The sequence below is a fragment of the Campylobacter helveticus genome, assembly GCF_002080395.1.
In the GTDB taxonomy this organism is placed as follows: Bacteria; Campylobacterota; Campylobacteria; order Campylobacterales; family Campylobacteraceae; genus Campylobacter_D; species Campylobacter_D helveticus.
This window is the reverse complement of sequence record NZ_CP020479.1, coordinates 13,234-35,650: the sequence shown is the minus strand read 5'-3', so window position 1 is coordinate 35,650 and position 22,417 is coordinate 13,234. Positions and strand designations below refer to the sequence as shown.

Sequence of the window (22,417 nt, the reverse complement as noted above, 5' to 3'; positions counted from 1 at the left end):
ACAAATTTAGCTTTAATTTTCATTAAAGCCTTGATTTTTTAATTTAAGACTTAATTTTTGGTTTGTTTTTACTCTCATCTTTTAAATCCTCAAGCTTCATACCAAAGCTTTCTTCTAAATCTTTTTGGAAGTTCTTATTAAAATCTTTAGCTCTTGGCATAGAGCTTATGTTTTCTTGCTCTCGTAACAATTCACTTACTTTTGCTTCTAAATTGTTATTTTTGGCTTGACTTTCTTTAAGGGGCTGTGGTATATTGTTATCAAAGTTTGCTGAATGTGCATTTGCACCAGATAGGTTTTTACCTATTAGCTCCCCTGCCGACTTAGAGCGGTGTGTAGAGGGTGTGGGGGTCTCTACCAGCGAATTTTTTAATTTCTCAAATTCTTTTATTCTCTTTTTATTGACATGAAAAATAATATTTGTCCCATTATCATTTTCTATTACAACATCTCCCATTTTAAGCATATTTTGTAGTCTTTTAGATGCGAGAATTGCTCCCTCTCTTTTAGCTCTCATAATAATTTCAGGATTGCTTACAACTTCTTCAATGGTATTTGACACATCCTCTCTATCTTCAAACATTTCAGGATGATGTTCATAAAGTAACTTTAAATCCGCAATAGCTTCTTTATCTCCTAAAAGCTCGACTAATCTTTCACAAAGTTTAAAGATTTCTAGGACTTTTTCACTCATTATCTTTTCCTTAGTCTGTGAGTTGATTTGTTTTTAGCTTGACTTTCTTTAAGAGGCTGTGGTATATTATTATCAATAGTTGCTGAATGTGCATTTGCACCAGATAATTCTTTATTATCACCGCCCAGCTCGGCAGGTCTCGAGGTGTGAAGGGAGTGGACGGCTTCACCAGCAACTACCACTTCTTTTTTTGCTAACCTTTTAAAATTCCTATTTGCTGAGATATTAGTATGAAAGATAATATTTGTTCCCTCATCGTTTCTTACGCCTATATCGCCTATTTTATCCCTGTCCTTATCTAAATGCTTAATGGCTATATAGTCTTTTTCGCTTTTAGGTCTTGGATTTTTAATAATCATTTCAGGCTCACCGACAACTTCTTCTATCACACTTGCAACCTCTTTTATATCTTTAAACATTTCAGGGTGATTGCTATGTAATTTTTTCAAATCCGCAATAGCTTCTTTATCTCCTAAAAGCTTATGAAGTTCATTGCATAATTCAAAAATTTTTAATTCTTTTTCACCCATTATTTGAATCCTTTTTTGTTTTTTCCAACTCTTTTTTCTTTTGTTTTTTGTCTAAGTAGGTCTCAATCAATGGATAGAATACGATAATGACAAACATAGTAATCATTAAAGAGCTTGACAATATCATCCATAAAGATATGTTTTCCATCACTCATCCTTTCCTGTTTTTTCAAGCTCTTTTAGCTTTTCTTTCATTGATACACCTATGAAGAAAAAGCCAAAAAATAAAAATATTGCTAATACAATTGATGACACAGTCCTTATATTTGGGTCAGGCTCCACATTAATAAAAAAATAAGAAAAAGAACCTATAAATCCTGTTACGCAAAAATTCTGCGTTCGCCTAATATTTGCGATTTCCTCTTTAGCTCTGTCTAGTTTCATTTTTATATCCTTTCTTGTAAAAGGATAAATTCTAGCTAAAATCATCTCACGCCCCCAAAGTCTCTTATAAAATGTCTTGTGAAATTCGCATAATAATCATACCTTACTCCTAAACGATTGCCTTTGTTATAGCACTCTATGCTTTGTTTAAGAGAGTTAAATTTGCTTTTGCAAGTCTTTAAAACCTTAATGGCTTTTTTAATGTTATAGCTTGGATTGAAAAGATAGGGGATTTCTTCTTTGGTAAAATTAATAGAATTAATCTGCATTAAGCCTATATCTATATTAAAGCCTTTATCGAGTAAGTAAAGGGCTATTTTCTCTAAGGTCTTTGCATCACTTCTAATTTGTATGAGAAATTTATCTTTATATTTTAAATGCCTTAGGTCTATGTTATTACCCATAATGTTTATTTTATTTTTGCTAGTAAAGGCTATGATGAGTGGTTCAAAATTGCTCTCTATCTTAGCTAGGGTATAAAGCAATCTTTTATCGATATTTGCATTTAAAGCTTCTTCTTTTAAAGCATTAGCGATGATTTGCTCTTTAGTGGCATTTGCAAAAGAGAAGCTAAAAAGCACTAATATTAAAATAAGAGGCTTCATTGTTTAAACCTTTTTAAGTTATGCTGTGTTAGAATTGTTTGCATGAAGGAAGAAGCAAAAGAAATTTTGGGTTTGCTTAAAAATGCGTTTAACATTGTCGCTACTGCTTTTATGGCTCTTGTAGCGTATTTGTTTGTTAATTTTGAAAGTTTAAGTAAAGTAAAGCTTATCATTGCATATATAGGCATAATCTTTTTGACATTATGTTTTGTCTTTATTTTACTGAGCTTTGCAAAGTATCTTAAACGATTAAGGGAGTAAATATGGCAAGTGTAAGTGCAGGACTTATAGCAACGATTATTGCTATGGCTACCTTTACCATTGTTCTTTGTTGGGGCATTTATAGAATTTCTAAACATTAAAATCATTGTTTTTTAAACCTTACTCTTGATTGATAGGGTTTTTTAGCTTTTTCATTATTTAAACTTTCATCATTATTTGCATTAGAATTTTCATCAAGTTCTTTAATCAAATCATCAACTCTTGGCATTGAGCTTATGCTTTCTTGCATTTTTAGCATTTGTTCCATCATTGCATTTGCTTCTTGACTTTCTTGAGAGGGTTGTGGCATAATAGCATTATCGGGTGTTGAAAGGATTTTTATATCCCTAGATAAATCATTTGATTTGTCAGCGCAATGGTCTGACCATGTGGGTGCTACTTCGGTAGATGGCGTCTCCACCAACACCTGTGCGTCTTTCTTAAATTTGTAAAATCGCGAAATATTCTTTTTGTTTGTATGAAAAACAATATTTGTTCCATTATCATTGCGAATTCCTATATCTACCATTTTTTTATCATCTAAAATCTTAGCAACCATAAAATCCTTGTCGCTTTTAGCTTTTGGATTAATTTTAATCACATCAGGCTCACTCACTACTTTTTCAATAAGTTTTTTAACCTCTTCTTTATTCTCAAACATTTCAGGGTGTCTTTCATAAAGCAGAGTTAAATCTGCTATAGCTTGTTCTTCGCCTAATAATGTTACAAGAGCCTTACAAAGTGTAAAAAGAGCTAATTCTCTATCACTCAATGCCCAAATCCTTTTTAAGTTGTTCTAATCTTTCCTTCTTTTTTCTTCTTTCGTCTAAATAATCAAGCCACAATGGATGAATTCCTACTGCAAAAACGAATAAAAACACAAGAAATAGGCAAAGAAAAAATTGTCCTAAAGTTAAATCTTCTTGCATCACTCGTCCCTTTTCGTCCACTTAGATTTTCTACCAAATGGAAATTCATAATCATCAAATACCATAATCCAAACTACAAACAAAAAAGAAAAAAGAATTACGCCAGCTTGCACAACTGCCCACCAAGTTATATCTTGCATTACTCATCCTTTCCTGTTTTTTCAAGTTCATTTTTCTTTTGCTTTCTATTCCTCAAATATTCCTTTATTCTAGAATGATAATCACCTAGTATGTAGATTATCATCATTATTGTTATTGCAAATATCAAAACTCTTATTAGTTCTCCAAGTTCTGTATCCATCATTATTCGTCCTTTTTGAGTTTTTCTATTTCATCTAACTTTTTCTTCATTTGAGAATTAAATTCTAATAGTGCTATGAATAAAAAAGCAATGAAAAACATTGCTCCAAATCCTATAAGTTCTCCTATACCCTTAACGGTAAGAATATAACCTGCTACAGCTATAAGAATTGTAACAATGATATTCTGCGTTCGCCTAATATTTGCGATTTCTTCCTTTACTCTGTCTAGTTTCATTTTTATATCCTTTCTTGTAAAAGGATAAATTCTAGCTAAAATCATTTTTTAAACCTTTTCCCCCTAAAACAACTGAGAAAAAAGCCTAAATTTCACGCAAATTAGCATTAAAAGAGAAAAACTTGCAAGGCTAAGGGCAAAACTAAATTTGACTAAAAAAGAAGATTTATTTTTAGTTATTTTTGGTTTAGCATTAAATTCTCTTTTTAGTTCTTCTATAACTTCATTTTGTTTTTTGGCAAAGTCTTCAGTGAGTAAGGTATTGATAAAAGCACTATAATTATCTGCATTATTCTTTTCATTTTCTATACCGAGATTTTCTACAAATTCAGTTGTTGCTTTTAAATGTGTATCCATTTCATCATTTAAGGTATTAATGCTTTTCGTATTTAGCTTTTTAAACATATAAAGATGTTGGGCATTAACAAGGGTATCCTCTTTTAAATTCTTTACTTCTTTTTGCAGGGTAAAGACAAGTTTGGAAAGCTCTTCATTGAGCTTAAACATTGTTTTTGCATTTTGTGCTTCTATTTTTTGCTCATTGATTGCTTCACTCATTTTATGCTCCTTGACTAGTTTTTATAATAGGCTCAATCTTAAGGCTTTCTATACGCATACCATAAGGATTAATATCGCTTGATTTAGACAAATCAAAGCTTCCCTTACTTTTAATTTTAAATATGCCCTGTTGGCTGACATATTCATTGCGACTTAGAATATAACTTTGAGCGACAACTTTAATGGATAATTCTATGGTGAATTGATTTGCACTATATTCATATTTATCAACAGAATAATCTTTAATGGCTATGTATTCAGGGAGTTTATCCTGTGCGGTTGCAGCTATTAACCACTGCACATAAGCTCTTAAATCCCCAACAGCGACTTTATTCACCTCTATCTTTTTGCTCTCATCTGCCTTTGAATCCATAAATTCTCTAAGTATCACTCTTAAATTAGGCACATTAGCTAAAAGCTCATCATAGTTTTTAAAATTAACCTTTTGAAAATCATTAGTGAGTTGGCTTCTACTGACGATGAAATTATTGACATAAGTAGAAAGGGCAAATTGCTTAAGATATTCTGCCTTTAAAGGCTCTTTGGTTACCTTAATAGCTCTTCCATCACTTGTGGTTAAAACCACCTTGCCATTGTTTTCCTGCACGATTTGCTCTAAGCTACTCATTCTCTCATTAATGTTTGACATTTCATAAGCCATCACTAAAAGAGCTAAGGCTATAAAAGAAGCGACAAATTTCCAATTTTTTCCAAAGAATTGTTCGCATTTAAAATTTAGACTTTCACTCTTTCTTGGAGAACTTTTCTTTTTCATTTCGCTTGGTTTTGTTTCTTTATTTTCCTTAGTTTCTTTAAGCTCTTGTGTGAGATTTTTTTCTTTAATGCTATCTTCGTTAAGAGTCTTAGATTCTAAATCTTTTTCTTCTAGGTTTTCATTTGTTTCGTTACACATTATCTTTCCTTTCCTTATTTAGTTTTTTTAATTAATTTCGTTCTTATTCAATGCCTAAATCCTTTTTAAGCTGTTCTAATCTTTCTTTCTTTTTGCTTCTTTTATCTAAATAAAGCTCAATAGCAGGAAAAGACACAAAAAGAAGAAAGAAAAAAAGCACAAAAAAATGTGAAAAAAGTTCTAAATAATTATTTTCTTGCATGGTTTATCCTTTTTTGTTGTTGCTTCAAGCTCTTTAAGTTTTTCTTTCATTGCTGAATGCAATATAAGAAACATAAAGCCTAAAATAATAAAAGCTATACAAGCTGACACCGTTCTTATCGTTGGGTCAGGTTGAACCTCAGTAAAGAAATAAGCAAAAACGCTCATAAACGCTACACTGCAAATATTTCGCCATTGTCTGATATTTACAATTTCCTCTTTAACTCTGTCTAGTTTCATTTTTATATCCTTTCTTGCAAAAGGATAAATTCTAGCTAAAATCATTTTCTAAGCCTTAGCTTTGGAGTTTGAAAACTTAAAGACTCATCTTTGTTTAAATTTTTCTCGTTTTGAGTTTGTTTGCTCTCATAATATTCTCTTACTTTAGGATTTTTAAATTCCATTTTTTCGTTAAGATTTCTATCAGAGTAAAAGGTTATAATTTGTTCATCGAGAGGGGAGAGTGGCAGTTGTGGCCCTCCCTCTTGATAAGCTTTAGTGATATTTTCTAGATGCTTATGTCCTATCTTATCCGTGATAGCTCTAAACCTTACACCTTTATCATTTTCCCATTCATAGATTTTAGCATTTTTGTTTTCTTCCATAAAAGGCTCATTAAAAATTTGAAGATAAGTCCTTATAGAATTTCCTAAATTTAATAATTCTTCTAAAGTGATTTGTCCATCACTATTTGGTTCTAAGTGAAGCTTAATGTGTTCTGCACCCAAACCTTTATCTCTATCTGGATTATGATAGCCTTTAACATAATAAAAGCTATAATCTTTAATGTAGTCAATCACAGCATTTTCTATGAATTCTAATTCTGCTTCAATCAATGTTGAGTCTTTCTCATTAAAACTTACATTATAAATGCCTCGTTTTTCCTGTCTATTTTTACGAGCGGTATCTATTTTGTTTTTGAAGCTTTCGAACAAGGGCTTCACTTCTTTCCTTTAAGGCTGACTTGGTTTATTTGAGCCAGAAGCATCGGCAACTATCTTATCTATTTCAGCTTGAGCGGATTTTGAATCAAATTGCTGGGCGAGTATGACTTCTTTATCAGCTAAGAGTTTTGCGATTTCATATTTTTTATTCCATTTTTCTTCTATCCTAGCAATAATGGCAATTTCTTCTGCTTGTTGCTTTCTAATCCCAGCTACTGCTTTAAGTTGCAAATCACTTCTTAGATTTTCCACATATTCTTGAGTGGGGATAGCAAATTTTTTATGTCCTGCAGTTGAAAGTGCTTGTCCTAGCTCTGCACTTTTTGCCAAGTCAAATGCCTTTTTGTTTTCACTGACGATATTTTGAGCGGATTTTGCATCATTATTATTTCCATTTAGCTTACTTCTAACCATTGAACTTATGCTATTTGCACTGGTATCTTTTAAGATTTTTTTATAATTTCTCACGCTTTCATTAATCGCACTTTGATAATTCTCCAAAGTGGCTGGAGCTTTTATATCTTCAACTTTAATGGTCGATGGGTCAGTTTTAGCTCCGCTACTTTTAGCATAATCCATCATTAAAGAAACCACTTCTTGATTACCTTGCAATAAATAAGAACTTGCTAAATTATTAGGACTATTATCTTTAAAAACAGAATTAATATCCCATACCTTAAAATAGCTTTTTAAATCTTGTCCGCTTGGAAGTTTTCCTGCAAACTCACTTGCTTTATTGGCTTCATCAATGTTTAAGGCTTGATATTCTATAAAATCACTGCTTTGTTTGCTAACATAATCTTCAAATTTCTTTGCCTGAGCATTACAAAAACTCTGCACTCCACTAATGCCTACTTGAGTCCCTCCACTTCCACCTATGAGTTTGCACGCATCGAATTTTAAATTATCTAATTTTGAAGCGACTTTACATATATCAAAGTCTGTTTTAATGTCAAAATTTCCATTATAATGACAAGTTTCAATGACAGAAAGAGAAGAAGAAAAAAGATTATTAAATTTCTTGTCTAAACTTCCTATAATATTATCTAAAACATCATCTAAAGAAACAGCATTAGCATTAAGTGCTAAGGCACAGCTTAAAGATAAGGTAAGTAGAGATTTTTTAAACATAATTTATCCTTTGTGTTGAATTGAATTTGTTAAAATGTGGTAGAATACTCTTTATGGAACTTGAGAAAGTAAAAATAAAGATTGAGTTTTTTAAAACTTTTTTATTAGCCTTTTTAACGGCTTTGTTTGGTATGTTTGCATATATTGTTGTTAATTTTAAGCTTTTAGCTCTTTGGCAAATATACTTAACTCTATTTGGCATTGTTACAATACTTTGTATTATTGCCATTTTGCTAAGGCTTTTAAAAAAAGAATTTAAATGCTTAAAGGATTTAAAATGACTTTTACCGCAATTCTTGCAATCATTAGTGCTATTTTGGCGTTGGGCGGAATGCTTTTTAGTATGATTTACCTTGCTAAATCTGCTAGTGAGTAACATTAGCTTCCCCTTCTTCTAACTCATTTAAATACTTTAAAATGAGACGATTAAAGATTTTTTCTTTATCACTTGTGCCGTATTCTTTCTCTAGGCTTGTTGCGTTTGCTTCATTAATGCTTTTTTGAATTGCTACAAAGGCATTAATATGTTCTCTCATTTGATAATAAGCATAAATGCAAAAAATAACAAAAGCGACAAATAAAAATAAAAAGAGTTTTAAAGCTTTTTTAAGTAAATTTTTCATCATTTGCATATCTCAAATTGTGAACAAAAAGCTTCTTTTTCTGCTTTAGTAAAGAAAAGCACATTGTAAAAACTCCCCTCATCACTAAAGACCACATTAGCTTTTTTAAGGATTTCTAAATTCTTTGAGCTTTTGGCTAAAGATAGAGTTTGTTTATTATTTGCCGTATTTGGTTTTTGAGGAAGAGTATTAATGTTTCCATCTCTATATGAAAGAGATACTGAGTTTTTCTCAGCAACACTAAGCTCTAAGTCTTTATTAATTACCGCTTCTCTTGTAGGAATACTTGCAAATTTAGCAAATAACTCATCCACGCTTAATTCTTTTTCTATCTTAGAAGGCAAGACTCTAAGCTTGACTAAGCCACTATCATCAACTTCTTGCCATACTTGAGGGTAGGTAAGGTTTTGATTTTTGATTAGGTATTTGCCTAGCTCATAAGCTTTTAACTCATTTGCATAATTTTTAAGCATAGCTTTTGCTTCTTTAAAAGCTTCTTCTACGCCTTTTTCATAACCTTGAGTATAGCCGTTCTCATAACCTCTTTGATAAAAGAAGTCTTCAGTAGAAGTGGCATCAGATGCAAAGAGAACGCCTTGACTTAACATTAAAGCTAAAATGCTTAGAGTAAGTTTTTGTTTTATCATTGTTTATCCTTTGATTTAAGTTTATTTATACGCATTATTCATCCTTTTTTGTTTTTTCTAGTCCATCTTTCTTCTTATCTTCTTTTCTTTTCTTTAAGTATTCCTTTATTCTAGAATGATAATCGCCCATTATATAGATTATCGCAATCATTACTATGATAGCTATTGAAACTCTTATTAGCTCTCCAAGTTCTGTATCCATCATTACTCATCCTTTTTTAGTTTTTCTATTTCATCTAGCTTTTTCTCCATTTGAGAATTAAATTCTAATAGTGCTATAAATAAAAAAGCGATGAAAAACATCGCACCAAATGCTCTAATTTCTCCTATGCCTTTAGCTGTAAGAAGATAACCTGTTACAGCTATAAGAACTGTAAGAATAATATTTTGCATACGCCTAATATTTGCGATTTCCTCTTTAACTCTGTCTAGTTTCATTTTTATATCCTTTCTTGTAAAAGGATAAATTCTAGCTAAAATCATTTTTTAAGCCTTAGCTTTGGAGTTTGAAAACTTAAAGACTCGTCTTTGTTTAAATTTTTCTCGTTTTGAGTTTGTTTGCTCTCGTAATATTCTTTTACCTTAGGATTTTTAAATTCCATTTTTTCATTAAGATTTCTATCAGAGTAAAAGGTTATAATTATCTCATCAGAGGGGGATAGTGGCGTTTTCGGGAGACCCTCCCCTTTGATTTTATCAGTTGCAATTCTAAAACGCACACCTTCATCATTTTCCCACTCAAAAAGTTTTGCGGTTTTATTGCCCTCTATATCCACAAAGGGTTCTTTGAATAGTTTTAAATATTCTCTTATAGAATTTCCTAGATTTAAAAGTTCTTCTAAGCTAATTTCTCCCTCACTGCCTTTTTCTAAGTGGAGTTTAATATGCTCTGCACCCAAGCCTTTATCTCTTCTTTCGTTGTGCCAACCTTTTATATAATGCACGACATAATCTATAATGATATTTTCAATGGCTTCAAGTTCAGCATTAATAGGCGTTGAGTTTTTTTCATTAAAACTTACATTGTAAATATTTCTTATCTCTTTAAGCCTAGTTCTGCTTTGATTTGTTTTATCTTTAAAGCTTTGATAAAAAAGGGGCTTCATTTGACATATTCCCCTTGTTTATTTACTTTTAAATCTATCCATATCTTTGTTTTAGGCACGATTTGATAAAGATAAGGTAAATCTTCTTTTGCAAGGTCTGCAAAACTTTTTACAGCTGAAGCAGTTACATTGATTGCCCCTTTGACTAAATAATCTAACGGGTCAGGTGTCTCAGTATTAGTGTTTTGCACAGCTTGAGGATACATATTGCCATTTCCATCAGGGACATTAACATAAGCAGTTTCTTGCTTTTTCTTACTTTCTTCTAAGGCTCTTAAGTATTCATTACTCGCATTTTTTACTTCATCGCTTCCCGCACTTAAAGCTCCATATCCTACCTTAGCTATCATTCTATCATTGACATAGGTAGCAATGTTATAGCTTGTTTTTTCTTCATTTGTTACAATAGAGCTTTTAACCTCAAATCTCACTCCATTTTTTTCTATGTATTTAGGGTCGACTATCAAAGAAGCCTTTTCATTAAGATTGACAAGATTGCCAAACATTGTAATAGAGCCTACATTTGTGCTACATTCTAGTCTTAAAGCACTTGGTTGTTTGCCAACATTAACTTCATCTCTTATAAAACAATAGCCTTTAACCACTACAAGTTCTTCTGCTGTGCTTGTATTAGTATCCTTACTTGTATTATTTTCTATGAGATTTTTTACAAAAAGATTTTCACTTGTTTTTGCTATGGTTTCAGTGCCTCTTGGATTTTCCTTTTGCAAAGCATAATGCCAATTAAGAATTGTTTCACTATAAAAAAGCTTTTCTTTGTCCTTGTTAATATCAATGGGAGCTAAGGCTTTTTCTTCTATAACCTTTCTACCCTCACTCGCACTATCAATGATATTATTAGCTTCTTTGTTGGCGTGAGCTAGAGTAAAGCCTGAAAGTAGGGCTAAGAGTATAAATTTAACCGAGACACCTTGCTTAAAAAGAGGTTTAGGAAAAATGGAGTTCAATTTTAGTGGGGTTAGCCACAGGGCGGGAACCCTGTTGCTAAAACTCACCCCAGAAATGAGGTGATGAATATGCTTCGTTTTACGGTTATAATTATACTTCTTTGTATAATTGTTGTCAAGGCTTACTAAGCTTTCCCCTCTTTTGAGGGGGTAAAACACCCCTGTGGTAAATTTTAAAACTTTCATTTAAAATACTCCATACCTGTTTTCCAAAGATTTTTCTCATCTTCTATTTTTTCTCTTGGAGCAAAAAACTCTTGCAAGCTTAAAGAGAATTTTTCTTTTTCCATTTCGTCCATTTTTGGCTCTTTATAGCTTGAGCTTAAAGGCAAATTGTATTTTTTATCATTAGGGATTTTATTTGTTTGCACTTTGGAGCTACAAGCATTAAAAAATAAAGCAAGAGTTAGCATAAAAATAAGTTTTTTCATTTGCATAACCTTACACAAGGTTGAGTGGGACTTTGATTTGCGGTGGTGTTGCTGGAATTAGAATTAAGCATTATAATATCTTCTTCTAAGAAGTAAAGATTTTGCCCTGCTACCTTTACAAAGCTTTCATTTTTATTTGTTTTTATCTTTTTTTCAAAGATGAAGTCTTTTTTACCTACTAAACCTTTTTCCTCGTAGTTTTTACTATCACTCTCAATGCCTCCTAAACTTGCATAAGACATAGCCTTAGCATTTTTAAGACTAAAGCTTGTTGTGGGATTTGCTTTTTTAGGAAGTGGTTTTTTAGCTACGATGGGATTTTTTATAAGAGGCTTGGTTAAAACCTTAGTCTCTATGATAATGCCCTCTTCTTTTGCCTTTTGTAAAAGACTTTCATAAAAACCTTTATAAAGATAAGGATAAGTAATGATTTCTTTGATATTTTTATGCACTTTTAAATCTTTAGCATTCAATTTAAATTTGGCGACTAAGCTTTTAATTCTATCCTTAGCATCCACTTCCCTTTCAAAGCTTCCAAGATATAAAAACTCTTCACTTAAATGCGATTCAATCCCCTCTCTTGATGCTAAAACCTGCAAGAATAACACCTCGCTTAAAGGCATTTCTTTAATATCTAAAAGTAAGACAAAGGGTTTGGTAATGCTAATGCTTTTACTCGTAAAACCCTCATTTTTAGCTTGAAATTCCACAGCTTTAAGACCTGCTTCAAAGCCATCTTTAAAACTTTTATCGTTTGGCTCATAGTAAGCATTTAAAACATTAAGGTTTAATCCTAAAAGTAAAGCAGATAAGGCAATGAATTTAATTTTTTGTTTTTGCAAATTATTTTTAAGCATTGATTTTCCTTTTAAAGTTTAAAGTGTTATCTAAAAGCTCTAAGCATTGATTGCTCCTTGCTAGGGATAAAAAATCATTTCTTAGTCCGTTCTCATCAATGAAGTGATTAATTTCACTAATTTGTGCTTGGAGGCTTTTCACTCTTCTTAAAGCAGAATTTAGCTCTAGGGCTAAATTTGTAAGTAGTATAGCGGTGTCATTATTCATTATTCTCTCCTATAAATCTTAGGTTATAACTATAGTCTTCATCTTTAAAACGAATAGAGTTTTCCCCTATATCTTCAATTTCATAAAAGTCTAGGAATTTGTCCCCTCTTTCGTATTCTTTATAATCATATTTAAAGCTATGCTTTTTAAGTTCTATCTTGTCTTTAATTTCATTTAAAAACTCCACCATATCTTTAGGCTTTTGTTTTTTAGCGATTTCTTTAATAGCATCAGCTTGAGTGCTTTGTGCGAAACTATTTTGAGATAAATCAGGGATATTTGGCTCGTCTTTTTCTAAGATAATAGCTTCACTCTTATCTGTTACATTATTATTTGTTTGTGGGGGAGGCATAGTCGTATTGTTTTGCTCTATTTTGCTAGGCTCTTGATTTAAAGGCGGAGGGGTTTGCTCTTTGTTTTGATTTGAGAAGGGATTTTGCATTTTAAATTCATCTTCTTGGCTAGTGGCATTTGTTTCAATTTGTGTTTCAAAGCCATCGCTTAAATCTTTATTATTTGCAAAGAAAAGATAACTTGCTAGAATAAGCATTATGATTAAGACCCCACCTAATATAAGCATAGTCTTATTTTTTTCACAAAAAGCTTTTATTTGATTTGCATCCAATATTTGTTTGATGTCTAGTTTCATAAATATCCTTTTTTAGTCATCATTGAGTGTGAATGATGTTTTGAAATTTTTATTATCCATATTTGAATCTAAGTCTTGTAATTCACTTTTTAAATGGGACTTAGAAAGGGAGAAAAAACCGCTTTTCTTATTTTCTAATTTTTCAATATGGGAAGCTAGAATTTCTAATTTTTTATTATAAAATTCCCTTAGCTTTTCATCTTCCAAGTTTTTAAGTTCTAATTCTTTGACAAATTCTAAAGTGCTTTCAAGATGATGATTGAAATCTATGTCAATCAAACTTATGCTCTCATTTAGCACCTTCATTTCTTTATGAAGCATATTGATGTATTGAGCATTGACAAGGGTATCCTCTTTTAAGCTTTTTACCTCTTTTTGAAAGGTAAAGACAAGTTTGGAAAGCTCTTCATTGAGTTTAAACATTGTTTTCATCATCTCACTCATATGAGGCTCTTTTAAATTTGTTGGCTCTTTTGAAACGATTGCCTCTTTTTTTATTCTTGGTGTTTTAGAACCTACATTTTCTTTTTTAGTGCTTGTTTTTGTCATTTTTATCCCTTTATTTGTAGATAGTATTATTATCCACTCTATACTTCTTACCTTTTATAAATACCTTGCCATACTCTTCATCTTCGACAATGCGGTAAGTAATGTCGTTAATTTGTATATAAGAGTATTTTTGTTTTGGCATTGCTTTATTCTCTTTAATGTAAGCTTGTATGACTTCTAAATCATCTAACTTCTCTAAATTTGAATAAGAATAAACAAGATTAAGCTTATCAAGCTCATTATTCTTTTCATAAAAGGTCGCTAAGATATTTAAAATATGATTGCTATCTTTAAGCTTGTAAAGTATGGTGAGATTTGCCACTTTAAAGTCTGCATTTGGGCGAATTAACACAGCATTATTTTCAAACTTAAGCACTGCCATAGGACTTGAGCTATCAATATGATTAATCACGCTTCCTTGAGGCAGTAAAAGCGTAAAGGTAAAATAAGGGTGTAAGCTTATGCTATCCATACTAGCAATAGGACGAATGACAGGCTTATAATTAATCTCTTTTTGAGAAAAGCGGTCAAATGCCTTTCTTATCTCATCGTCCTTTTTTTGTATGCTATCGATTTCTTTAGGATTTAAATTTAAATAAAACTCATTTGTTTTTAAATCCTGTAAATTTTCAGTATTTCCTTGCTGTTGTTGTAATTCTTGCAAAGAGGGAGCAGAAAAGTTTTTAGGCTCTAAGGGGTTAGCTTGAGCAAGGGTAAAGCTAAATGCTAAGGATAAAAGAGTAAGTTTTGTAAAATAAGATAACTTAGTTATAATTCTTTGGGGTGTCTGCCACAGGTTCGCACCCTGTAGCAGAAATTTAGCTCCATAAAGGAGGCGATGAGTATGCTCACCAAACTCATTGTGATAATTATAGTGCTTTGCATTGTGATTGTCAAGGCTTATTAGCCTTTCCTCTCCTTTTGGGAGAGGGTGATGGGTTTTTCCTGTGGTCATACAATCTCCCTTAAAACAGCTTTACTCATTAAAAAATGTGTGATGACTTTGCCTTTTTCATCATAGATTGCAAAACATTTTTGTCTTAAATCTAATGCAAAGAGTAAGAGTATGCTTAGAAGAATAAAGTATTTTAAAACATAAGGCAGTAAAAAAATATCTTCTATCACAAATCCTATGATTAAGGCACATACAAGTAAGCTAATGCTTATGATTTGTCTTAAAAGATTTTCTAAAAAATTCACGCTTAAAGCGACTAAAAAAGCTAAAGTGTAAGCGATGATATTTCTTTCATTAAGATAAAAATCATATCTTGTAAAACAAATGAAAAGCATTAATAATATGGGTAGATATTTTAAGCCCAAAAAAGCATAAGTATTAAAAGCTTTAAAAGAATAGTTTTTTGCGTTCTCTAATTCTAAATTCAAATAGTTTTGTTTTTTAAAATCAAGTTCGCAAAGATAAGCCTTATTAAAACTCCAAAAGACATAAGGGAATTTTGTTGTTCTTATGTTAATGTTCATTGATTTGCCTCTTGATTAATATTTTTTTCTTCAAGGTTAATGCCTTTATGTAGTAAAAAAAGTATTTCTTTATTATTAAGAGCCTTTTGTTTGTAAAGAGCTATTTTTATATCTAGCTCTTTGTTGCCATCTTGTAAGGTTTTAAGATAGCTTTCGTAGTTTTGCTTTACGAGTTTTAGCTCTTCTTTAACCTTAGCAAAGTCTTTTTCTAAAGAGGCTTGAGTGCTAGCCTTGCCACTTTCAACTTGAGCATTACAAGGCACATAATAACACTTTGCAAAGCTTAGACTAGGTAAAAGTATCATAAAGAAGAGCAAGACTTTCATATCTTTATACGCCTCTCCAAAACTGATGAATAATGTCAAATACCATTTTGCTGTCGCCAAATAAAGCAGAGGATAAAAGCATACCAATAATACAAAATACAAAAAAGCCGATTAAACCAGCCATAGCTGTAATTGCATAGATTTTAAAACTTGCTTGTTCTTGCTCGGCTTTTTTCTTTGCTTGAGTGTAGCCTAAGTATCCAGCACTTACCATACAAACGATAGGAAGAAAAACTGCAAAAGTCCATCTCATACCCTCGCCTAAAACACCTTTACCTGTGTTAGAAGCACCTGTTACGGTATTAAGAGCATCTCCAAACTCATCAGCGTGAAGTCCTATACTGAATAAAAAAGCATAGGCAAATAAAAGTAACAAACCTTTATTTGGAAGCTTTATGTTTTTTAAATTCATATTTATCCTTTAAAAATTGAATTAATGAGAGGATTTTAAAGGATAAAAGAGAGTGAAAAATAAAAGTTTGCTGAAAAATTTGCAAAATATTAAAATAATAATATAACTATAATATTATTATTACAATTATATTATATAATTTTATTATTTTTAAATTATTATATATTTAAAATACTATGAATATATTTTAATATTATTTTAAAGTAATAATGGTAAAATTACGAATATTAAACAAATTAGGGGCAAAAATGATATTTGTTGTAGCAAATGAAAAGGGTGGTAGTGGAAAAACAACTTTATCTATAAATCTTGCAAATTATTTAGCAAGAGAAAATAAAATAACATTAATAGATGCAGACCCCCAAAAAAGCACAGAAGTTTTTTCAAATAATAGAAGCGATTCTGAGTTAGCACCTTTGTTTTCTAATATATTTAAAACAGGCTCTGCTTTAAAAGATGAGATTGATATACAGAAAAAACAAAATGATCATCTTGTTATAGATACAGGTGGAAGAGATAGTAAAGAAATGAGAATAGCCATGATAAAGGCAGATTATTTAATAATCCCAACCATACCATCTCAACTCGATGTTGCTGTTTTGGAAAAAATGTTAGAGATTTTTGAACTTGCAAAAGAAAGCAATACTGAACTTAAAGCTCTTATAGTTTTAAATAAAATATCTCCAAATCCTTTTCTTTCAAAAGATATTGACGAGTTGAGAAATTTTATTAATGATATTATAAAAGAAAACAACTTACAAGATGTTTTTATATTAAATTCCATGATTTATGAAAGAAGAGCTTTTAAAAAATCTTTTGAAAGTGGGCAAACTCTTGAAGAATTTTGCCAAAGTAAAAATGATAAAGCAATTTTAGATTTTGATAACTTATTTAAAGAAATTATATCAATAATTAAACAATAATAATATTTAAATTATGAAAGGATAATGAATGGCTTACAAAAGAAATAAAAGTTTAAATAAAATAAACGAAGAAAAGGCAATAGCCTTTATACAGGGAGCTAGCGGAGAAACTAACACTAGTGCAGAGAAAAAGAAAAAGAGTTTTGTTCTTTTTATGGATATAGATTTGCATAAAAGGCTTAAAGATTACATAACAAGCGAAGCAAAGAGGATAGAAACACAAAATTATATAGCTAATATTGCTATTGATGAATGGCTTAAAAAAAGAGGTTTTTAAATTATAATGTTTATGTTACAATTATCTAATAATTTTTAAAAAATTTTAAACTCCCTTTTATATTAAGTTTTAAATTTTATGCTTAAATTGAAAAATTTTGAAACAAATATTATAATTAAAAAATGAACATAAACCACCACAAAGGAACACCCTATGATACCCCTTACTCTAGCTAAGGTAAATTTTGATGAGCTAAATATTAACAATCTTTCAAAGAGGGCTTTGTTAGATAGTCTTAAAATCTTTTACAAAAGAGATGATATGGCTTATTTTGAATTTTTAGAGAGTAAGGGTATTAATTATTACAAGAACTTCAAAAACATTTTTGAGTTAAATAATGAACTCAACACTGAAATAAAAATCTTTAATGATTTAGCCTCCAAAGAGGAATTAATCGGCTTTGATTTTAAAGCTTCTGCTCTCTTAAAAAGAAATTTAAAAACTCTCACTGACAATGATTATTACAAACTCAATCTGGATTTAAGAGAATTAAATGACAATGCTAACCTTACAAAAATCAAAGATATATTTTTAAATCTTAATTCTGTTTCTTTAGTGGATTTTAAAGAAATCAGCGAACAAAGATTAAGTTTAGTTTATAATAAAAGAGGGGCAAGTCTTTATCACAATGAATTAATCTTAGCTAATGCAAGGGATAATATCAATCTCTTAGAAAATTTCAAAGAAGCTAAAGATAACAATTTTATTGTGGCAAGATTTATCTTAGAATTAGCCCTTAAGCTTAAAGAAGCTGGAATTGATGAAAGTTTCTCTTATAAATTTAGCTCTAATGGTAATGAAATGATAAAAAGCCTCGATGAGATTATTTATTGGGGTTCTTTAAATAAGGAAGAAAAAGAAGAGCAAAAAGCAAAAACCAAAGAACAAAACGAGCTTAATGAAAAGGCTACGCAAATAGCAAAAAAAGAAATCAAAGAGGAAATCAATGCAAGTAGAGCCTCTTTAGCAAAAGATAGCACAAATGAAAGCCTAGAAACACAAAAAGCTCCCGTAAGACTAGCTAATATAAAAACACTGGGTGATGAGCTTCCTCACACTCAAAGCAAAGACCAAGACCTAAGCTCACAAGAAAGAATAGAAAAAATCATTAATGAAAGCTTTGAGCTTTATCATCAAAAAGAATTAGAAAAAACACAAATTAGACTTGAGAAAGCTAAGAAAGATAGTTTTAATGCTTATGATGATTTAAAACTGAGCTTAAATAATGGCTTAAGTATTATAGAGGCATTAAAGGTTATACAGCAAAAATATAGAAATGAAGATACAATCAATTTTGCTTCGCTACTCTTTAGTAAAGATATACTCAACATTAAAGAAAAAGATAGTGAGCTTAAAGCTTTAAAAGCAGAACTTAAAAGCTCCTATGAAACTCAAGAGCTTTTAAATGATGAAATCACAAAACGAGAAGAAACTATTTCAAAACTTAAAGGCACAGTGCAGGTAAAGGTTAATGAAATGACTGCGTTAAAGCTTGAATTTGAAGAAGAAATAGAAAGTCTTAAAGAAGCAGAATTTAAATTTAAAGAGCTTGAAAAACATACGAAAGAACAAGATGAAATCATCAATGAGCTTGACACAGAAAATCAAAGCTTAAGCGATACAAATAAAGCTTTAAATGAGGAAAAGATAAAACTAGAAGCAGATAATCACTTTTTACAAAATACACTTAAGGACTATAAAGAAAAAGAAAATCTATATAAACAAGAGCTTTTAAACTATAAAGAGCTAGAGAAAAAGATGATGGGCTTTGAACTTGAAAACCAGAGCTTAAAAGCAAAAGAGCAAAGCTATAAAGAAGAACTTCATACTTTAAGCTTAAAGGTAAAAGAAAATTATAAACAAGAATTTGAACTTGAAAAGCTAAACCTAGAAAACGAGCATTTAAAAACTTCTCTTAAAGCACAAAGAGACAAAGAACAAGAATATAAAGAAAAAATTGCAAAGCTAGAAAGCAAATTAGATAGCTTTATGAGCCAAGCACTAAAAGCACAAGATGAGCCAAAAAAAGAACTAAGAAGTAGGGATATTTTAGGGGGAGTATAAGAACAATATGCGTTAGATGAGAATAGGAAAAGACCAAAAGAAGACAAAAGGGAAACAATGAGACTAATAGACCTTAAATTTAGAATTTGGGACAATGATAATGAACTATTTGTTTATGGTAATATGGCAGAAAATGAGCTTTTAAAAAACTACGATAGATTAACACAAATAGAATTACACACAGGCTTTGATGACAAAAATCGTAAAAGCATTTATGAGGGCGATATTATTAAATATTGCGAGGCTAATTATTGCGTTAAATATTATTGTAATTCTTGGCAATTAGTGAAAATAGAAAATGATTTTATAGTAGAGAATATGCTCGATTTTTATTTTCATCAATGTTACTTAGATAATAGAGACTATTGTGAGGGATATGAAAGGCTTGAGGCTTTAGAAATTATCGGTAATATCCACGAAAATGAAAAACTATTAAATGCGGAGCAAGATGCTACAAATACTTACGCTAGTAGAATTAGGAAAAGATGATGAATTCATATGAACAATTTCAACAACAAATACAAAAAACAAGACAAGCTTTAAAGAATAATAAAATGGAATTAGAATATGATGAATACAAGCTTAATAAAGCAATCAATCAAAATAATATTGAAATAGGAATAGGTCTCAATGAAGTTGATAATTTAAAGCCATCAAAATATTTTTATGAAGCAGTAAAAGAAAGTGAGAGTTACGCAGAATTAGAAGAAAAAATAACAAAGCATTACGAGGATAAAAATGAGGAAACAAAAAGGGAGAAAGAGTGCGATTTAGTCTCTACTCATATTGCCTTAATGATTGAAGAAGAGGGTTTTTCTTTATCTCCTATACACTTAAAAACAATACATAAAAAATTATTTAATGGCGTATTTCCACAAGAAATGGAAAAATTTGTAGGTAATTTTAGAAAGGTTAATATTTCAAAAGATGAAGACATTTTTAATAATAAAGCTTCCGTAATCTATGGCGATTATAGTGAGCTTGATGAGCTTTTAAGCTATGATTTTATGCAAGAAAAGAAAAAGCAATATGCGAGTTTAAGCGATGAAGAAAAGGCTTTAAATATAGCAAGATTTATCTCAAATATTTGGCAAATTCATCCTTTTAGAGAGGGTAATACCAGAACTATAGCTGTTTTTACCATAAAATACTTAAATACTATGGGATTTAATATTAACAATGATTTATTTAAACAACATTCAAAATATTTTAGAAATGCTTTAGTTTTAGCTAATTATTCTAATATTCAAAAAGGTATTGATGAGGATTTTTCTTATTTGGAAAGTTTTTTTAAGAAATTACTTAATCAAAGTGAAGAATTAAAACCTATGCCTAAATGCTTACCTTGTTTCTTAAATAAACAAGATGATGTAATTGTCAATAAATTAAAGAAAAAATGACAAATCTAAATTTAAACAAAAGGACACCACAATGAAAAAAGCGATTCTAATTCTAACTATCCTATCCACTCTCACTCTAAGCCAAGCCCTAGCTTGTGGAGGGTGTCGCGATGCTTCTCTTGGCTCACAAGAAGCAAACAATGGGAAAAATAATTATGATAATGGCGAAACTAAGATTGAAAACAGCATTGAAAAGCTAAATGCTTTAATTAAAAATGAAACCATAAAAAGCGAAGAAAACGCCCTTAAAGAAAACAATATCTTAGTCGCTCTTAAAAAAGATGAAGCCCTCAATCTAAAACAAAACTCTTTTCTGCTTCAAAAGCAAAGTGAATTGCTAAGCATTATTGCTAATATTGAGGCTCAGTGAAACTAAGCAAAGAGCAAGAGCTTATCCTTGAAAAAGCAAGTGGTTTAAAGCAAAAGGAAATTCTTAAAATCAATGCTTGTGCGGGCAGTGGAAAAACCACTATGCTAAGACACATTGCTCTAGCAAATCCCACAAGCTCTTTTTTATATCTAGCCTTTAATAAAGCCATAGCACAAAAGAGTGCAAAAGTTTTTCCTAAAAATGTAGAGGTAAAAACCCTACACGCTCTAGCTTATGCTTTTGCTAAAAAGCATTTAGGCTCTTTTAAACTCATTTCAAATTTAAAAATCTTTGATATAGCCCATCTTTTTAAAGATAATAGGGCTGAGTATTTAAATGCCGTGCTAAAAGAATATAAAAACTTTTTAAAAAGTGATAAAAACGGCACTCCCTATAAAGAAGTCGCTACTCTTTATGAAGCTATGCTAAATAATGAAATGCCTATCACTCACGATTTTTATTTAAAGCATTATTCTTTAGCAAATCAAAAAGATGAGCTTAATCAGTATGATTATATACTACTTGATGAAGCACAAGATAGCAACAGCGTAATGCTTTCTATCTTTTTAAATAATACTTGCAAAAAAATCTTAGTCGGCGATACCTTTCAAAACATCTATGGCTTTAATCAAACCATCAATGCTTTGGAAAAAGTAAAAGCAGACTTTAGCTTAAATTTAAGCACAAATTATAGAAGCACACAAGAGATATTAGATTATGCAGATAGCTTTTTAGATGCTTATTCTACTAAAGAAAGAGTAAAAATGCACTCACATCTTAATGAAGAAGCTAAGATAGAAAGCACAGCCTTTATTACTAGAACTAATGCAGGATTAATTGAGCTTATAAATATGCTTTTGGAAGAAAAAGAAGATTTAGAAAGCTTTGCTCTTTTAAAAGAACCTGATAGTATTTTTAGATTGCTTTTTGATATATTTTCTTTTAGGGCAAATCGCTTTGAGTTTATCTCTAAAGAAAATGCTTTTTTAAAAAACTTTGATTCAATGTTTGAATTAAGAAGCTATGCAAGTTACGATGCAGAACTTAGTTTAGCTTTAAATTTGAGTGAGAAAAATTATGATTTTAAAGCTTTAAAAAAACTCGCTTTAAAGCTTTATAAAAACGATAAGGCGAATATTTTTTTAATTAATACTCATCTTTCTAAAGGGCTTGAGTGGGATAAAGTGATACTTTATAATGACTTTGTAAAGCTAAGGGATTTAAAGGCTAAAATAAAAGAAGAAAAAGATAGGGAAGAAAGGGCAAAAAAAGAATTCGAGCTAGAGCAAGAACTTAATCTTTTTTATGTGGCTATCACTAGGGCTAGATTTTATTTAGAAGATGGAAGTGGGAATTAAGTAGTAAAATATTTTAAAAAATTATATTAATATTTTTATGATAGAATCTTGGCATCATTAGCACATAGAGGGGTCTTTTTAGC

40 protein-coding genes are annotated in these 22,417 nt (G+C 30.6%); 9 read left to right on the top strand and 31 right to left on the bottom strand.

What is annotated here, in order from left to right; genetic code table 11:
• Nucleotides 1–43 precede the first annotated feature (43 nt).
• The 5 genes from CHELV3228_RS09500 to CHELV3228_RS09485 are packed head-to-tail and all read right to left on the bottom strand — an operon-like array spanning nucleotide 44 to nucleotide 2,213.
• A complete protein-coding gene (locus CHELV3228_RS09500; protein WP_234981020.1) occupies nucleotides 44–694 on the bottom strand; it encodes a hypothetical protein in 651 nt (216 codons plus the stop codon).
• Nucleotides 694–1,224: a hypothetical protein gene (locus tag CHELV3228_RS09495; protein WP_082200832.1), complete on the bottom strand. Its 531-nt coding sequence runs from the start codon at nucleotides 1,222–1,224 to the stop codon at nucleotides 694–696. The genes CHELV3228_RS09500 and CHELV3228_RS09495 overlap by 1 nt, the downstream gene beginning before the upstream one ends.
• A complete protein-coding gene (locus CHELV3228_RS10155; protein ID WP_156890200.1) occupies nucleotides 1,217–1,372 on the bottom strand; it encodes a hypothetical protein in 156 nt (51 codons plus the stop codon). The genes CHELV3228_RS09495 and CHELV3228_RS10155 overlap by 8 nt, the downstream gene beginning before the upstream one ends.
• Nucleotides 1,372–1,608: a hypothetical protein gene (locus CHELV3228_RS09490; protein WP_084112182.1), complete on the bottom strand. Its 237-nt coding sequence runs from the start codon at nucleotides 1,606–1,608 to the stop codon at nucleotides 1,372–1,374. The genes CHELV3228_RS10155 and CHELV3228_RS09490 overlap by 1 nt, the downstream gene beginning before the upstream one ends.
• Nucleotides 1,609–1,649: 41 nt before the next feature.
• A complete protein-coding gene (locus CHELV3228_RS09485) occupies nucleotides 1,650–2,213 on the bottom strand; it encodes a transglycosylase SLT domain-containing protein (protein WP_082200830.1) in 564 nt (187 codons plus the stop codon).
• A 42-nt stretch (nucleotides 2,214–2,255) separates the two neighbouring features.
• Between CHELV3228_RS09485 and CHELV3228_RS09480 the strand changes: the two genes are divergently transcribed.
• A complete protein-coding gene (locus CHELV3228_RS09480) occupies nucleotides 2,256–2,474 on the top strand; it encodes a hypothetical protein (protein WP_082200829.1) in 219 nt (72 codons plus the stop codon).
• Between the two features lie 103 nt (nucleotides 2,475–2,577).
• Here CHELV3228_RS09480 and CHELV3228_RS09475 read toward each other — a convergent pair whose 3' ends face one another.
• The 11 genes from CHELV3228_RS09475 to CHELV3228_RS09445 all read right to left on the bottom strand — a co-directional run bounded on the left by CHELV3228_RS09475 (nucleotide 2,578) and on the right by CHELV3228_RS09445 (nucleotide 7,687).
• Nucleotides 2,578–3,246: a hypothetical protein gene (locus CHELV3228_RS09475; RefSeq protein WP_082200828.1), complete on the bottom strand. Its 669-nt coding sequence runs from the start codon at nucleotides 3,244–3,246 to the stop codon at nucleotides 2,578–2,580.
• The gene (locus CHELV3228_RS10150; RefSeq protein ID WP_156890199.1) at nucleotides 3,239–3,403 is read right to left on the bottom strand and encodes a hypothetical protein; all 165 of its coding nucleotides are present in this window, start codon (nucleotides 3,401–3,403) and stop codon (nucleotides 3,239–3,241) included. Before CHELV3228_RS10150 ends, CHELV3228_RS09475 begins: the two co-directional genes overlap by 8 nt.
• Complete coding sequence (locus CHELV3228_RS10145; protein WP_156890198.1) at nucleotides 3,403–3,543, bottom strand: hypothetical protein; 141 nt, start codon at nucleotides 3,541–3,543, stop codon at nucleotides 3,403–3,405. The genes CHELV3228_RS10150 and CHELV3228_RS10145 overlap by 1 nt, the downstream gene beginning before the upstream one ends.
• On the bottom strand, nucleotides 3,543–3,707 hold the full coding sequence (locus CHELV3228_RS10140) for a hypothetical protein (RefSeq protein WP_156890197.1): 165 nt from the start codon (nucleotides 3,705–3,707) through the stop codon (nucleotides 3,543–3,545). Before CHELV3228_RS10140 ends, CHELV3228_RS10145 begins: the two co-directional genes overlap by 1 nt.
• Nucleotides 3,707–3,940, bottom strand: coding sequence for a hypothetical protein (locus tag CHELV3228_RS09470; protein WP_131937986.1), 234 nt, complete (start codon nucleotides 3,938–3,940; stop codon nucleotides 3,707–3,709). Before CHELV3228_RS09470 ends, CHELV3228_RS10140 begins: the two co-directional genes overlap by 1 nt.
• A gap of 63 nt (nucleotides 3,941–4,003) precedes the next feature.
• On the bottom strand, nucleotides 4,004–4,498 hold the full coding sequence (locus CHELV3228_RS09465) for a hypothetical protein (RefSeq protein ID WP_082200826.1): 495 nt from the start codon (nucleotides 4,496–4,498) through the stop codon (nucleotides 4,004–4,006).
• Between the two features lies 1 nt (nucleotide 4,499).
• Entirely contained in the window at nucleotides 4,500–5,411 is a 912-nt protein-coding gene (locus tag CHELV3228_RS09460; RefSeq protein WP_082200825.1) for a hypothetical protein, read from the bottom strand.
• Between the two features lie 43 nt (nucleotides 5,412–5,454).
• Nucleotides 5,455–5,613: a hypothetical protein gene (locus tag CHELV3228_RS10135; protein ID WP_156890196.1), complete on the bottom strand. Its 159-nt coding sequence runs from the start codon at nucleotides 5,611–5,613 to the stop codon at nucleotides 5,455–5,457.
• Nucleotides 5,592–5,897 carry a hypothetical protein gene (locus CHELV3228_RS09455; protein ID WP_082200824.1) on the bottom strand — a complete coding sequence of 102 codons (306 nt, stop codon included), beginning with the start codon at nucleotides 5,895–5,897 and terminating at the stop codon, nucleotides 5,592–5,594. Before CHELV3228_RS09455 ends, CHELV3228_RS10135 begins: the two co-directional genes overlap by 22 nt.
• Nucleotides 5,894–6,556 (bottom strand): hypothetical protein, encoded by a 663-nt coding sequence (locus CHELV3228_RS09450; protein ID WP_234981019.1) that lies wholly within the window; start codon nucleotides 6,554–6,556, stop codon nucleotides 5,894–5,896. Before CHELV3228_RS09450 ends, CHELV3228_RS09455 begins: the two co-directional genes overlap by 4 nt.
• A gap of 9 nt (nucleotides 6,557–6,565) precedes the next feature.
• The gene (locus tag CHELV3228_RS09445) at nucleotides 6,566–7,687 is read right to left on the bottom strand and encodes a hypothetical protein (RefSeq protein WP_082200823.1); all 1,122 of its coding nucleotides are present in this window, start codon (nucleotides 7,685–7,687) and stop codon (nucleotides 6,566–6,568) included.
• Between the two features lie 53 nt (nucleotides 7,688–7,740).
• Between CHELV3228_RS09445 and CHELV3228_RS09440 the strand changes: the two genes are divergently transcribed.
• The gene (locus CHELV3228_RS09440; protein ID WP_082200822.1) at nucleotides 7,741–7,968 is read left to right on the top strand and encodes a hypothetical protein; all 228 of its coding nucleotides are present in this window, start codon (nucleotides 7,741–7,743) and stop codon (nucleotides 7,966–7,968) included.
• Between the two features lie 84 nt (nucleotides 7,969–8,052).
• On the opposite strand, the gene CHELV3228_RS09435 is transcribed toward CHELV3228_RS09440, so the two are convergent.
• The 15 genes from CHELV3228_RS09435 to CHELV3228_RS09370 are packed head-to-tail and all read right to left on the bottom strand — an operon-like array spanning nucleotide 8,053 to nucleotide 15,942.
• Nucleotides 8,053–8,313, bottom strand: a complete 261-nt coding sequence (locus CHELV3228_RS09435) for a hypothetical protein (protein ID WP_141081306.1) — start codon at nucleotides 8,311–8,313, stop codon at nucleotides 8,053–8,055.
• Entirely contained in the window at nucleotides 8,310–8,957 is a 648-nt protein-coding gene (locus CHELV3228_RS09430) for a FliH/SctL family protein (protein ID WP_082200820.1), read from the bottom strand. The genes CHELV3228_RS09435 and CHELV3228_RS09430 overlap by 4 nt, the downstream gene beginning before the upstream one ends.
• A gap of 34 nt (nucleotides 8,958–8,991) precedes the next feature.
• Nucleotides 8,992–9,162, bottom strand: a complete 171-nt coding sequence (locus CHELV3228_RS10130) for a hypothetical protein (RefSeq protein ID WP_156890195.1) — start codon at nucleotides 9,160–9,162, stop codon at nucleotides 8,992–8,994.
• Nucleotides 9,162–9,395 (bottom strand): hypothetical protein, encoded by a 234-nt coding sequence (locus CHELV3228_RS09425; RefSeq protein ID WP_139018564.1) that lies wholly within the window; start codon nucleotides 9,393–9,395, stop codon nucleotides 9,162–9,164. Before CHELV3228_RS09425 ends, CHELV3228_RS10130 begins: the two co-directional genes overlap by 1 nt.
• A 41-nt stretch (nucleotides 9,396–9,436) precedes the next feature.
• Nucleotides 9,437–10,063, bottom strand: a complete 627-nt coding sequence (locus CHELV3228_RS09420) for a hypothetical protein (protein WP_082200818.1) — start codon at nucleotides 10,061–10,063, stop codon at nucleotides 9,437–9,439.
• Entirely contained in the window at nucleotides 10,060–11,217 is a 1,158-nt protein-coding gene (locus tag CHELV3228_RS09415; RefSeq protein ID WP_082200817.1) for a hypothetical protein, read from the bottom strand. Before CHELV3228_RS09415 ends, CHELV3228_RS09420 begins: the two co-directional genes overlap by 4 nt.
• Nucleotides 11,214–11,462 carry a putative periplasmic lipoprotein gene (locus CHELV3228_RS09410; RefSeq protein WP_082200816.1) on the bottom strand — a complete coding sequence of 83 codons (249 nt, stop codon included), beginning with the start codon at nucleotides 11,460–11,462 and terminating at the stop codon, nucleotides 11,214–11,216. Before CHELV3228_RS09410 ends, CHELV3228_RS09415 begins: the two co-directional genes overlap by 4 nt.
• Nucleotides 11,459–12,319 carry a hypothetical protein gene (locus CHELV3228_RS09405; protein ID WP_082200815.1) on the bottom strand — a complete coding sequence of 287 codons (861 nt, stop codon included), beginning with the start codon at nucleotides 12,317–12,319 and terminating at the stop codon, nucleotides 11,459–11,461. The genes CHELV3228_RS09410 and CHELV3228_RS09405 overlap by 4 nt, the downstream gene beginning before the upstream one ends.
• Nucleotides 12,312–12,527, bottom strand: a complete 216-nt coding sequence (locus tag CHELV3228_RS09400; protein ID WP_082200814.1) for a hypothetical protein — start codon at nucleotides 12,525–12,527, stop codon at nucleotides 12,312–12,314. The genes CHELV3228_RS09405 and CHELV3228_RS09400 overlap by 8 nt, the downstream gene beginning before the upstream one ends.
• Nucleotides 12,520–13,176 carry a hypothetical protein gene (locus tag CHELV3228_RS09395; protein ID WP_082200813.1) on the bottom strand — a complete coding sequence of 219 codons (657 nt, stop codon included), beginning with the start codon at nucleotides 13,174–13,176 and terminating at the stop codon, nucleotides 12,520–12,522. The genes CHELV3228_RS09400 and CHELV3228_RS09395 overlap by 8 nt, the downstream gene beginning before the upstream one ends.
• Nucleotides 13,177–13,188: 12 nt before the next feature.
• Nucleotides 13,189–13,725: a hypothetical protein gene (locus CHELV3228_RS09390; RefSeq protein ID WP_082200812.1), complete on the bottom strand. Its 537-nt coding sequence runs from the start codon at nucleotides 13,723–13,725 to the stop codon at nucleotides 13,189–13,191.
• A 10-nt stretch (nucleotides 13,726–13,735) separates the two neighbouring features.
• A complete protein-coding gene (locus CHELV3228_RS09385; protein WP_082200811.1) occupies nucleotides 13,736–14,680 on the bottom strand; it encodes a hypothetical protein in 945 nt (314 codons plus the stop codon).
• Nucleotides 14,677–15,204: a hypothetical protein gene (locus tag CHELV3228_RS09380; protein WP_082200810.1), complete on the bottom strand. Its 528-nt coding sequence runs from the start codon at nucleotides 15,202–15,204 to the stop codon at nucleotides 14,677–14,679. Before CHELV3228_RS09380 ends, CHELV3228_RS09385 begins: the two co-directional genes overlap by 4 nt.
• Complete coding sequence (locus CHELV3228_RS09375) at nucleotides 15,201–15,530, bottom strand: hypothetical protein (RefSeq protein ID WP_131938005.1); 330 nt, start codon at nucleotides 15,528–15,530, stop codon at nucleotides 15,201–15,203. The genes CHELV3228_RS09380 and CHELV3228_RS09375 overlap by 4 nt, the downstream gene beginning before the upstream one ends.
• A gap of 4 nt (nucleotides 15,531–15,534) precedes the next feature.
• Nucleotides 15,535–15,942 carry a hypothetical protein gene (locus CHELV3228_RS09370; RefSeq protein WP_082200808.1) on the bottom strand — a complete coding sequence of 136 codons (408 nt, stop codon included), beginning with the start codon at nucleotides 15,940–15,942 and terminating at the stop codon, nucleotides 15,535–15,537.
• A gap of 248 nt (nucleotides 15,943–16,190) precedes the next feature.
• Here CHELV3228_RS09370 and CHELV3228_RS09365 point away from each other — a divergent pair, with 248 nt between their 5' ends.
• From CHELV3228_RS09365 to CHELV3228_RS09335, 7 genes are all read left to right on the top strand, one after another.
• Nucleotides 16,191–16,865: a ParA family protein gene (locus tag CHELV3228_RS09365; RefSeq protein WP_082200807.1), complete on the top strand. Its 675-nt coding sequence runs from the start codon at nucleotides 16,191–16,193 to the stop codon at nucleotides 16,863–16,865.
• Between the two features lie 28 nt (nucleotides 16,866–16,893).
• Nucleotides 16,894–17,142, top strand: a complete 249-nt coding sequence (locus CHELV3228_RS09360) for a hypothetical protein (RefSeq protein ID WP_082200806.1) — start codon at nucleotides 16,894–16,896, stop codon at nucleotides 17,140–17,142.
• Between the two features lie 153 nt (nucleotides 17,143–17,295).
• Complete coding sequence (locus CHELV3228_RS09355; protein WP_082200805.1) at nucleotides 17,296–19,206, top strand: coiled-coil domain-containing protein; 1,911 nt, start codon at nucleotides 17,296–17,298, stop codon at nucleotides 19,204–19,206.
• A 57-nt stretch (nucleotides 19,207–19,263) separates the two neighbouring features.
• The gene (locus CHELV3228_RS09350; protein WP_082200804.1) at nucleotides 19,264–19,695 is read left to right on the top strand and encodes a YopX family protein; all 432 of its coding nucleotides are present in this window, start codon (nucleotides 19,264–19,266) and stop codon (nucleotides 19,693–19,695) included.
• Nucleotides 19,695–20,606: a Fic family protein gene (locus CHELV3228_RS09345; RefSeq protein ID WP_234981018.1), complete on the top strand. Its 912-nt coding sequence runs from the start codon at nucleotides 19,695–19,697 to the stop codon at nucleotides 20,604–20,606. Before CHELV3228_RS09350 ends, CHELV3228_RS09345 begins: the two co-directional genes overlap by 1 nt.
• A gap of 31 nt (nucleotides 20,607–20,637) precedes the next feature.
• Nucleotides 20,638–20,976: a hypothetical protein gene (locus CHELV3228_RS09340; RefSeq protein ID WP_082200802.1), complete on the top strand. Its 339-nt coding sequence runs from the start codon at nucleotides 20,638–20,640 to the stop codon at nucleotides 20,974–20,976.
• Nucleotides 20,973–22,334, top strand: a complete 1,362-nt coding sequence (locus CHELV3228_RS09335) for a 3'-5' exonuclease (protein WP_082200801.1) — start codon at nucleotides 20,973–20,975, stop codon at nucleotides 22,332–22,334. The genes CHELV3228_RS09340 and CHELV3228_RS09335 overlap by 4 nt, the downstream gene beginning before the upstream one ends.
• The last annotated feature ends 83 nt before the right edge of the window (nucleotides 22,335–22,417 follow it).

What these genes read in the sequence shown, in the direction of transcription:
- CHELV3228_RS09365 (WP_082200807.1), top strand. Translation starts at nt 16,191, where the DNA reads ATGATATTTGTTGTAGCAAATGAAAAGGGTGGTAGTGGAAAAACAACT.
- CHELV3228_RS09460 (WP_082200825.1), bottom strand. Translation starts at nt 5,411, where the DNA reads ATGTGTAACGAAACAAATGAAAACCTAGAAGAAAAAGATTTAGAATCT.
- CHELV3228_RS10150 (WP_156890199.1), bottom strand. Translation starts at nt 3,403, where the DNA reads ATGCAAGAAGATTTAACTTTAGGACAATTTTTTCTTTGCCTATTTCTT.
- CHELV3228_RS10140 (WP_156890197.1), bottom strand. Translation starts at nt 3,707, where the DNA reads ATGATGGATACAGAACTTGGAGAACTAATAAGAGTTTTGATATTTGCA.
- CHELV3228_RS09345 (WP_234981018.1), top strand. Translation starts at nt 19,695, where the DNA reads ATGAATTCATATGAACAATTTCAACAACAAATACAAAAAACAAGACAA.
- CHELV3228_RS09470 (WP_131937986.1), bottom strand. Translation starts at nt 3,940, where the DNA reads ATGAAACTAGACAGAGTAAAGGAAGAAATCGCAAATATTAGGCGAACG.
- CHELV3228_RS09380 (WP_082200810.1), bottom strand. Translation starts at nt 15,204, where the DNA reads ATGAACATTAACATAAGAACAACAAAATTCCCTTATGTCTTTTGGAGT.
- CHELV3228_RS09480 (WP_082200829.1), top strand. Translation starts at nt 2,256, where the DNA reads ATGAAGGAAGAAGCAAAAGAAATTTTGGGTTTGCTTAAAAATGCGTTT.
- CHELV3228_RS09455 (WP_082200824.1), bottom strand. Translation starts at nt 5,897, where the DNA reads ATGATTTTAGCTAGAATTTATCCTTTTGCAAGAAAGGATATAAAAATG.
- CHELV3228_RS09420 (WP_082200818.1), bottom strand. Translation starts at nt 10,063, where the DNA reads ATGAAGCCCCTTTTTTATCAAAGCTTTAAAGATAAAACAAATCAAAGC.
- CHELV3228_RS09355 (WP_082200805.1), top strand. Translation starts at nt 17,296, where the DNA reads ATGATACCCCTTACTCTAGCTAAGGTAAATTTTGATGAGCTAAATATT.
- CHELV3228_RS10130 (WP_156890195.1), bottom strand. Translation starts at nt 9,162, where the DNA reads ATGATGGATACAGAACTTGGAGAGCTAATAAGAGTTTCAATAGCTATC.
- CHELV3228_RS09375 (WP_131938005.1), bottom strand. Translation starts at nt 15,530, where the DNA reads ATGAAAGTCTTGCTCTTCTTTATGATACTTTTACCTAGTCTAAGCTTT.
- CHELV3228_RS09390 (WP_082200812.1), bottom strand. Translation starts at nt 13,725, where the DNA reads ATGACAAAAACAAGCACTAAAAAAGAAAATGTAGGTTCTAAAACACCA.
- CHELV3228_RS09405 (WP_082200815.1), bottom strand. Translation starts at nt 12,319, where the DNA reads ATGCTTAAAAATAATTTGCAAAAACAAAAAATTAAATTCATTGCCTTA.
- CHELV3228_RS09350 (WP_082200804.1), top strand. Translation starts at nt 19,264, where the DNA reads ATGAGACTAATAGACCTTAAATTTAGAATTTGGGACAATGATAATGAA.
- CHELV3228_RS09445 (WP_082200823.1), bottom strand. Translation starts at nt 7,687, where the DNA reads ATGTTTAAAAAATCTCTACTTACCTTATCTTTAAGCTGTGCCTTAGCA.
- CHELV3228_RS09440 (WP_082200822.1), top strand. Translation starts at nt 7,741, where the DNA reads ATGGAACTTGAGAAAGTAAAAATAAAGATTGAGTTTTTTAAAACTTTT.
- CHELV3228_RS10145 (WP_156890198.1), bottom strand. Translation starts at nt 3,543, where the DNA reads ATGCAAGATATAACTTGGTGGGCAGTTGTGCAAGCTGGCGTAATTCTT.
- CHELV3228_RS09400 (WP_082200814.1), bottom strand. Translation starts at nt 12,527, where the DNA reads ATGAATAATGACACCGCTATACTACTTACAAATTTAGCCCTAGAGCTA.
- CHELV3228_RS09485 (WP_082200830.1), bottom strand. Translation starts at nt 2,213, where the DNA reads ATGAAGCCTCTTATTTTAATATTAGTGCTTTTTAGCTTCTCTTTTGCA.
- CHELV3228_RS09385 (WP_082200811.1), bottom strand. Translation starts at nt 14,680, where the DNA reads ATGACCACAGGAAAAACCCATCACCCTCTCCCAAAAGGAGAGGAAAGG.
- CHELV3228_RS09430 (WP_082200820.1), bottom strand. Translation starts at nt 8,957, where the DNA reads ATGATAAAACAAAAACTTACTCTAAGCATTTTAGCTTTAATGTTAAGT.
- CHELV3228_RS09490 (WP_084112182.1), bottom strand. Translation starts at nt 1,608, where the DNA reads ATGAAACTAGACAGAGCTAAAGAGGAAATCGCAAATATTAGGCGAACG.
- CHELV3228_RS09465 (WP_082200826.1), bottom strand. Translation starts at nt 4,498, where the DNA reads ATGAGTGAAGCAATCAATGAGCAAAAAATAGAAGCACAAAATGCAAAA.
- CHELV3228_RS09435 (WP_141081306.1), bottom strand. Translation starts at nt 8,313, where the DNA reads ATGATGAAAAATTTACTTAAAAAAGCTTTAAAACTCTTTTTATTTTTA.
- CHELV3228_RS09340 (WP_082200802.1), top strand. Translation starts at nt 20,638, where the DNA reads ATGAAAAAAGCGATTCTAATTCTAACTATCCTATCCACTCTCACTCTA.
- CHELV3228_RS09410 (WP_082200816.1), bottom strand. Translation starts at nt 11,462, where the DNA reads ATGAAAAAACTTATTTTTATGCTAACTCTTGCTTTATTTTTTAATGCT.
- CHELV3228_RS09425 (WP_139018564.1), bottom strand. Translation starts at nt 9,395, where the DNA reads ATGAAACTAGACAGAGTTAAAGAGGAAATCGCAAATATTAGGCGTATG.
- CHELV3228_RS09370 (WP_082200808.1), bottom strand. Translation starts at nt 15,942, where the DNA reads ATGAATTTAAAAAACATAAAGCTTCCAAATAAAGGTTTGTTACTTTTA.
- CHELV3228_RS09415 (WP_082200817.1), bottom strand. Translation starts at nt 11,217, where the DNA reads ATGAAAGTTTTAAAATTTACCACAGGGGTGTTTTACCCCCTCAAAAGA.
- CHELV3228_RS09395 (WP_082200813.1), bottom strand. Translation starts at nt 13,176, where the DNA reads ATGAAACTAGACATCAAACAAATATTGGATGCAAATCAAATAAAAGCT.
- CHELV3228_RS10135 (WP_156890196.1), bottom strand. Translation starts at nt 5,613, where the DNA reads ATGCAAGAAAATAATTATTTAGAACTTTTTTCACATTTTTTTGTGCTT.
- CHELV3228_RS09495 (WP_082200832.1), bottom strand. Translation starts at nt 1,224, where the DNA reads ATGGGTGAAAAAGAATTAAAAATTTTTGAATTATGCAATGAACTTCAT.
- CHELV3228_RS09500 (WP_234981020.1), bottom strand. Translation starts at nt 694, where the DNA reads ATGAGTGAAAAAGTCCTAGAAATCTTTAAACTTTGTGAAAGATTAGTC.
- CHELV3228_RS09360 (WP_082200806.1), top strand. Translation starts at nt 16,894, where the DNA reads ATGGCTTACAAAAGAAATAAAAGTTTAAATAAAATAAACGAAGAAAAG.
- CHELV3228_RS10155 (WP_156890200.1), bottom strand. Translation starts at nt 1,372, where the DNA reads ATGGAAAACATATCTTTATGGATGATATTGTCAAGCTCTTTAATGATT.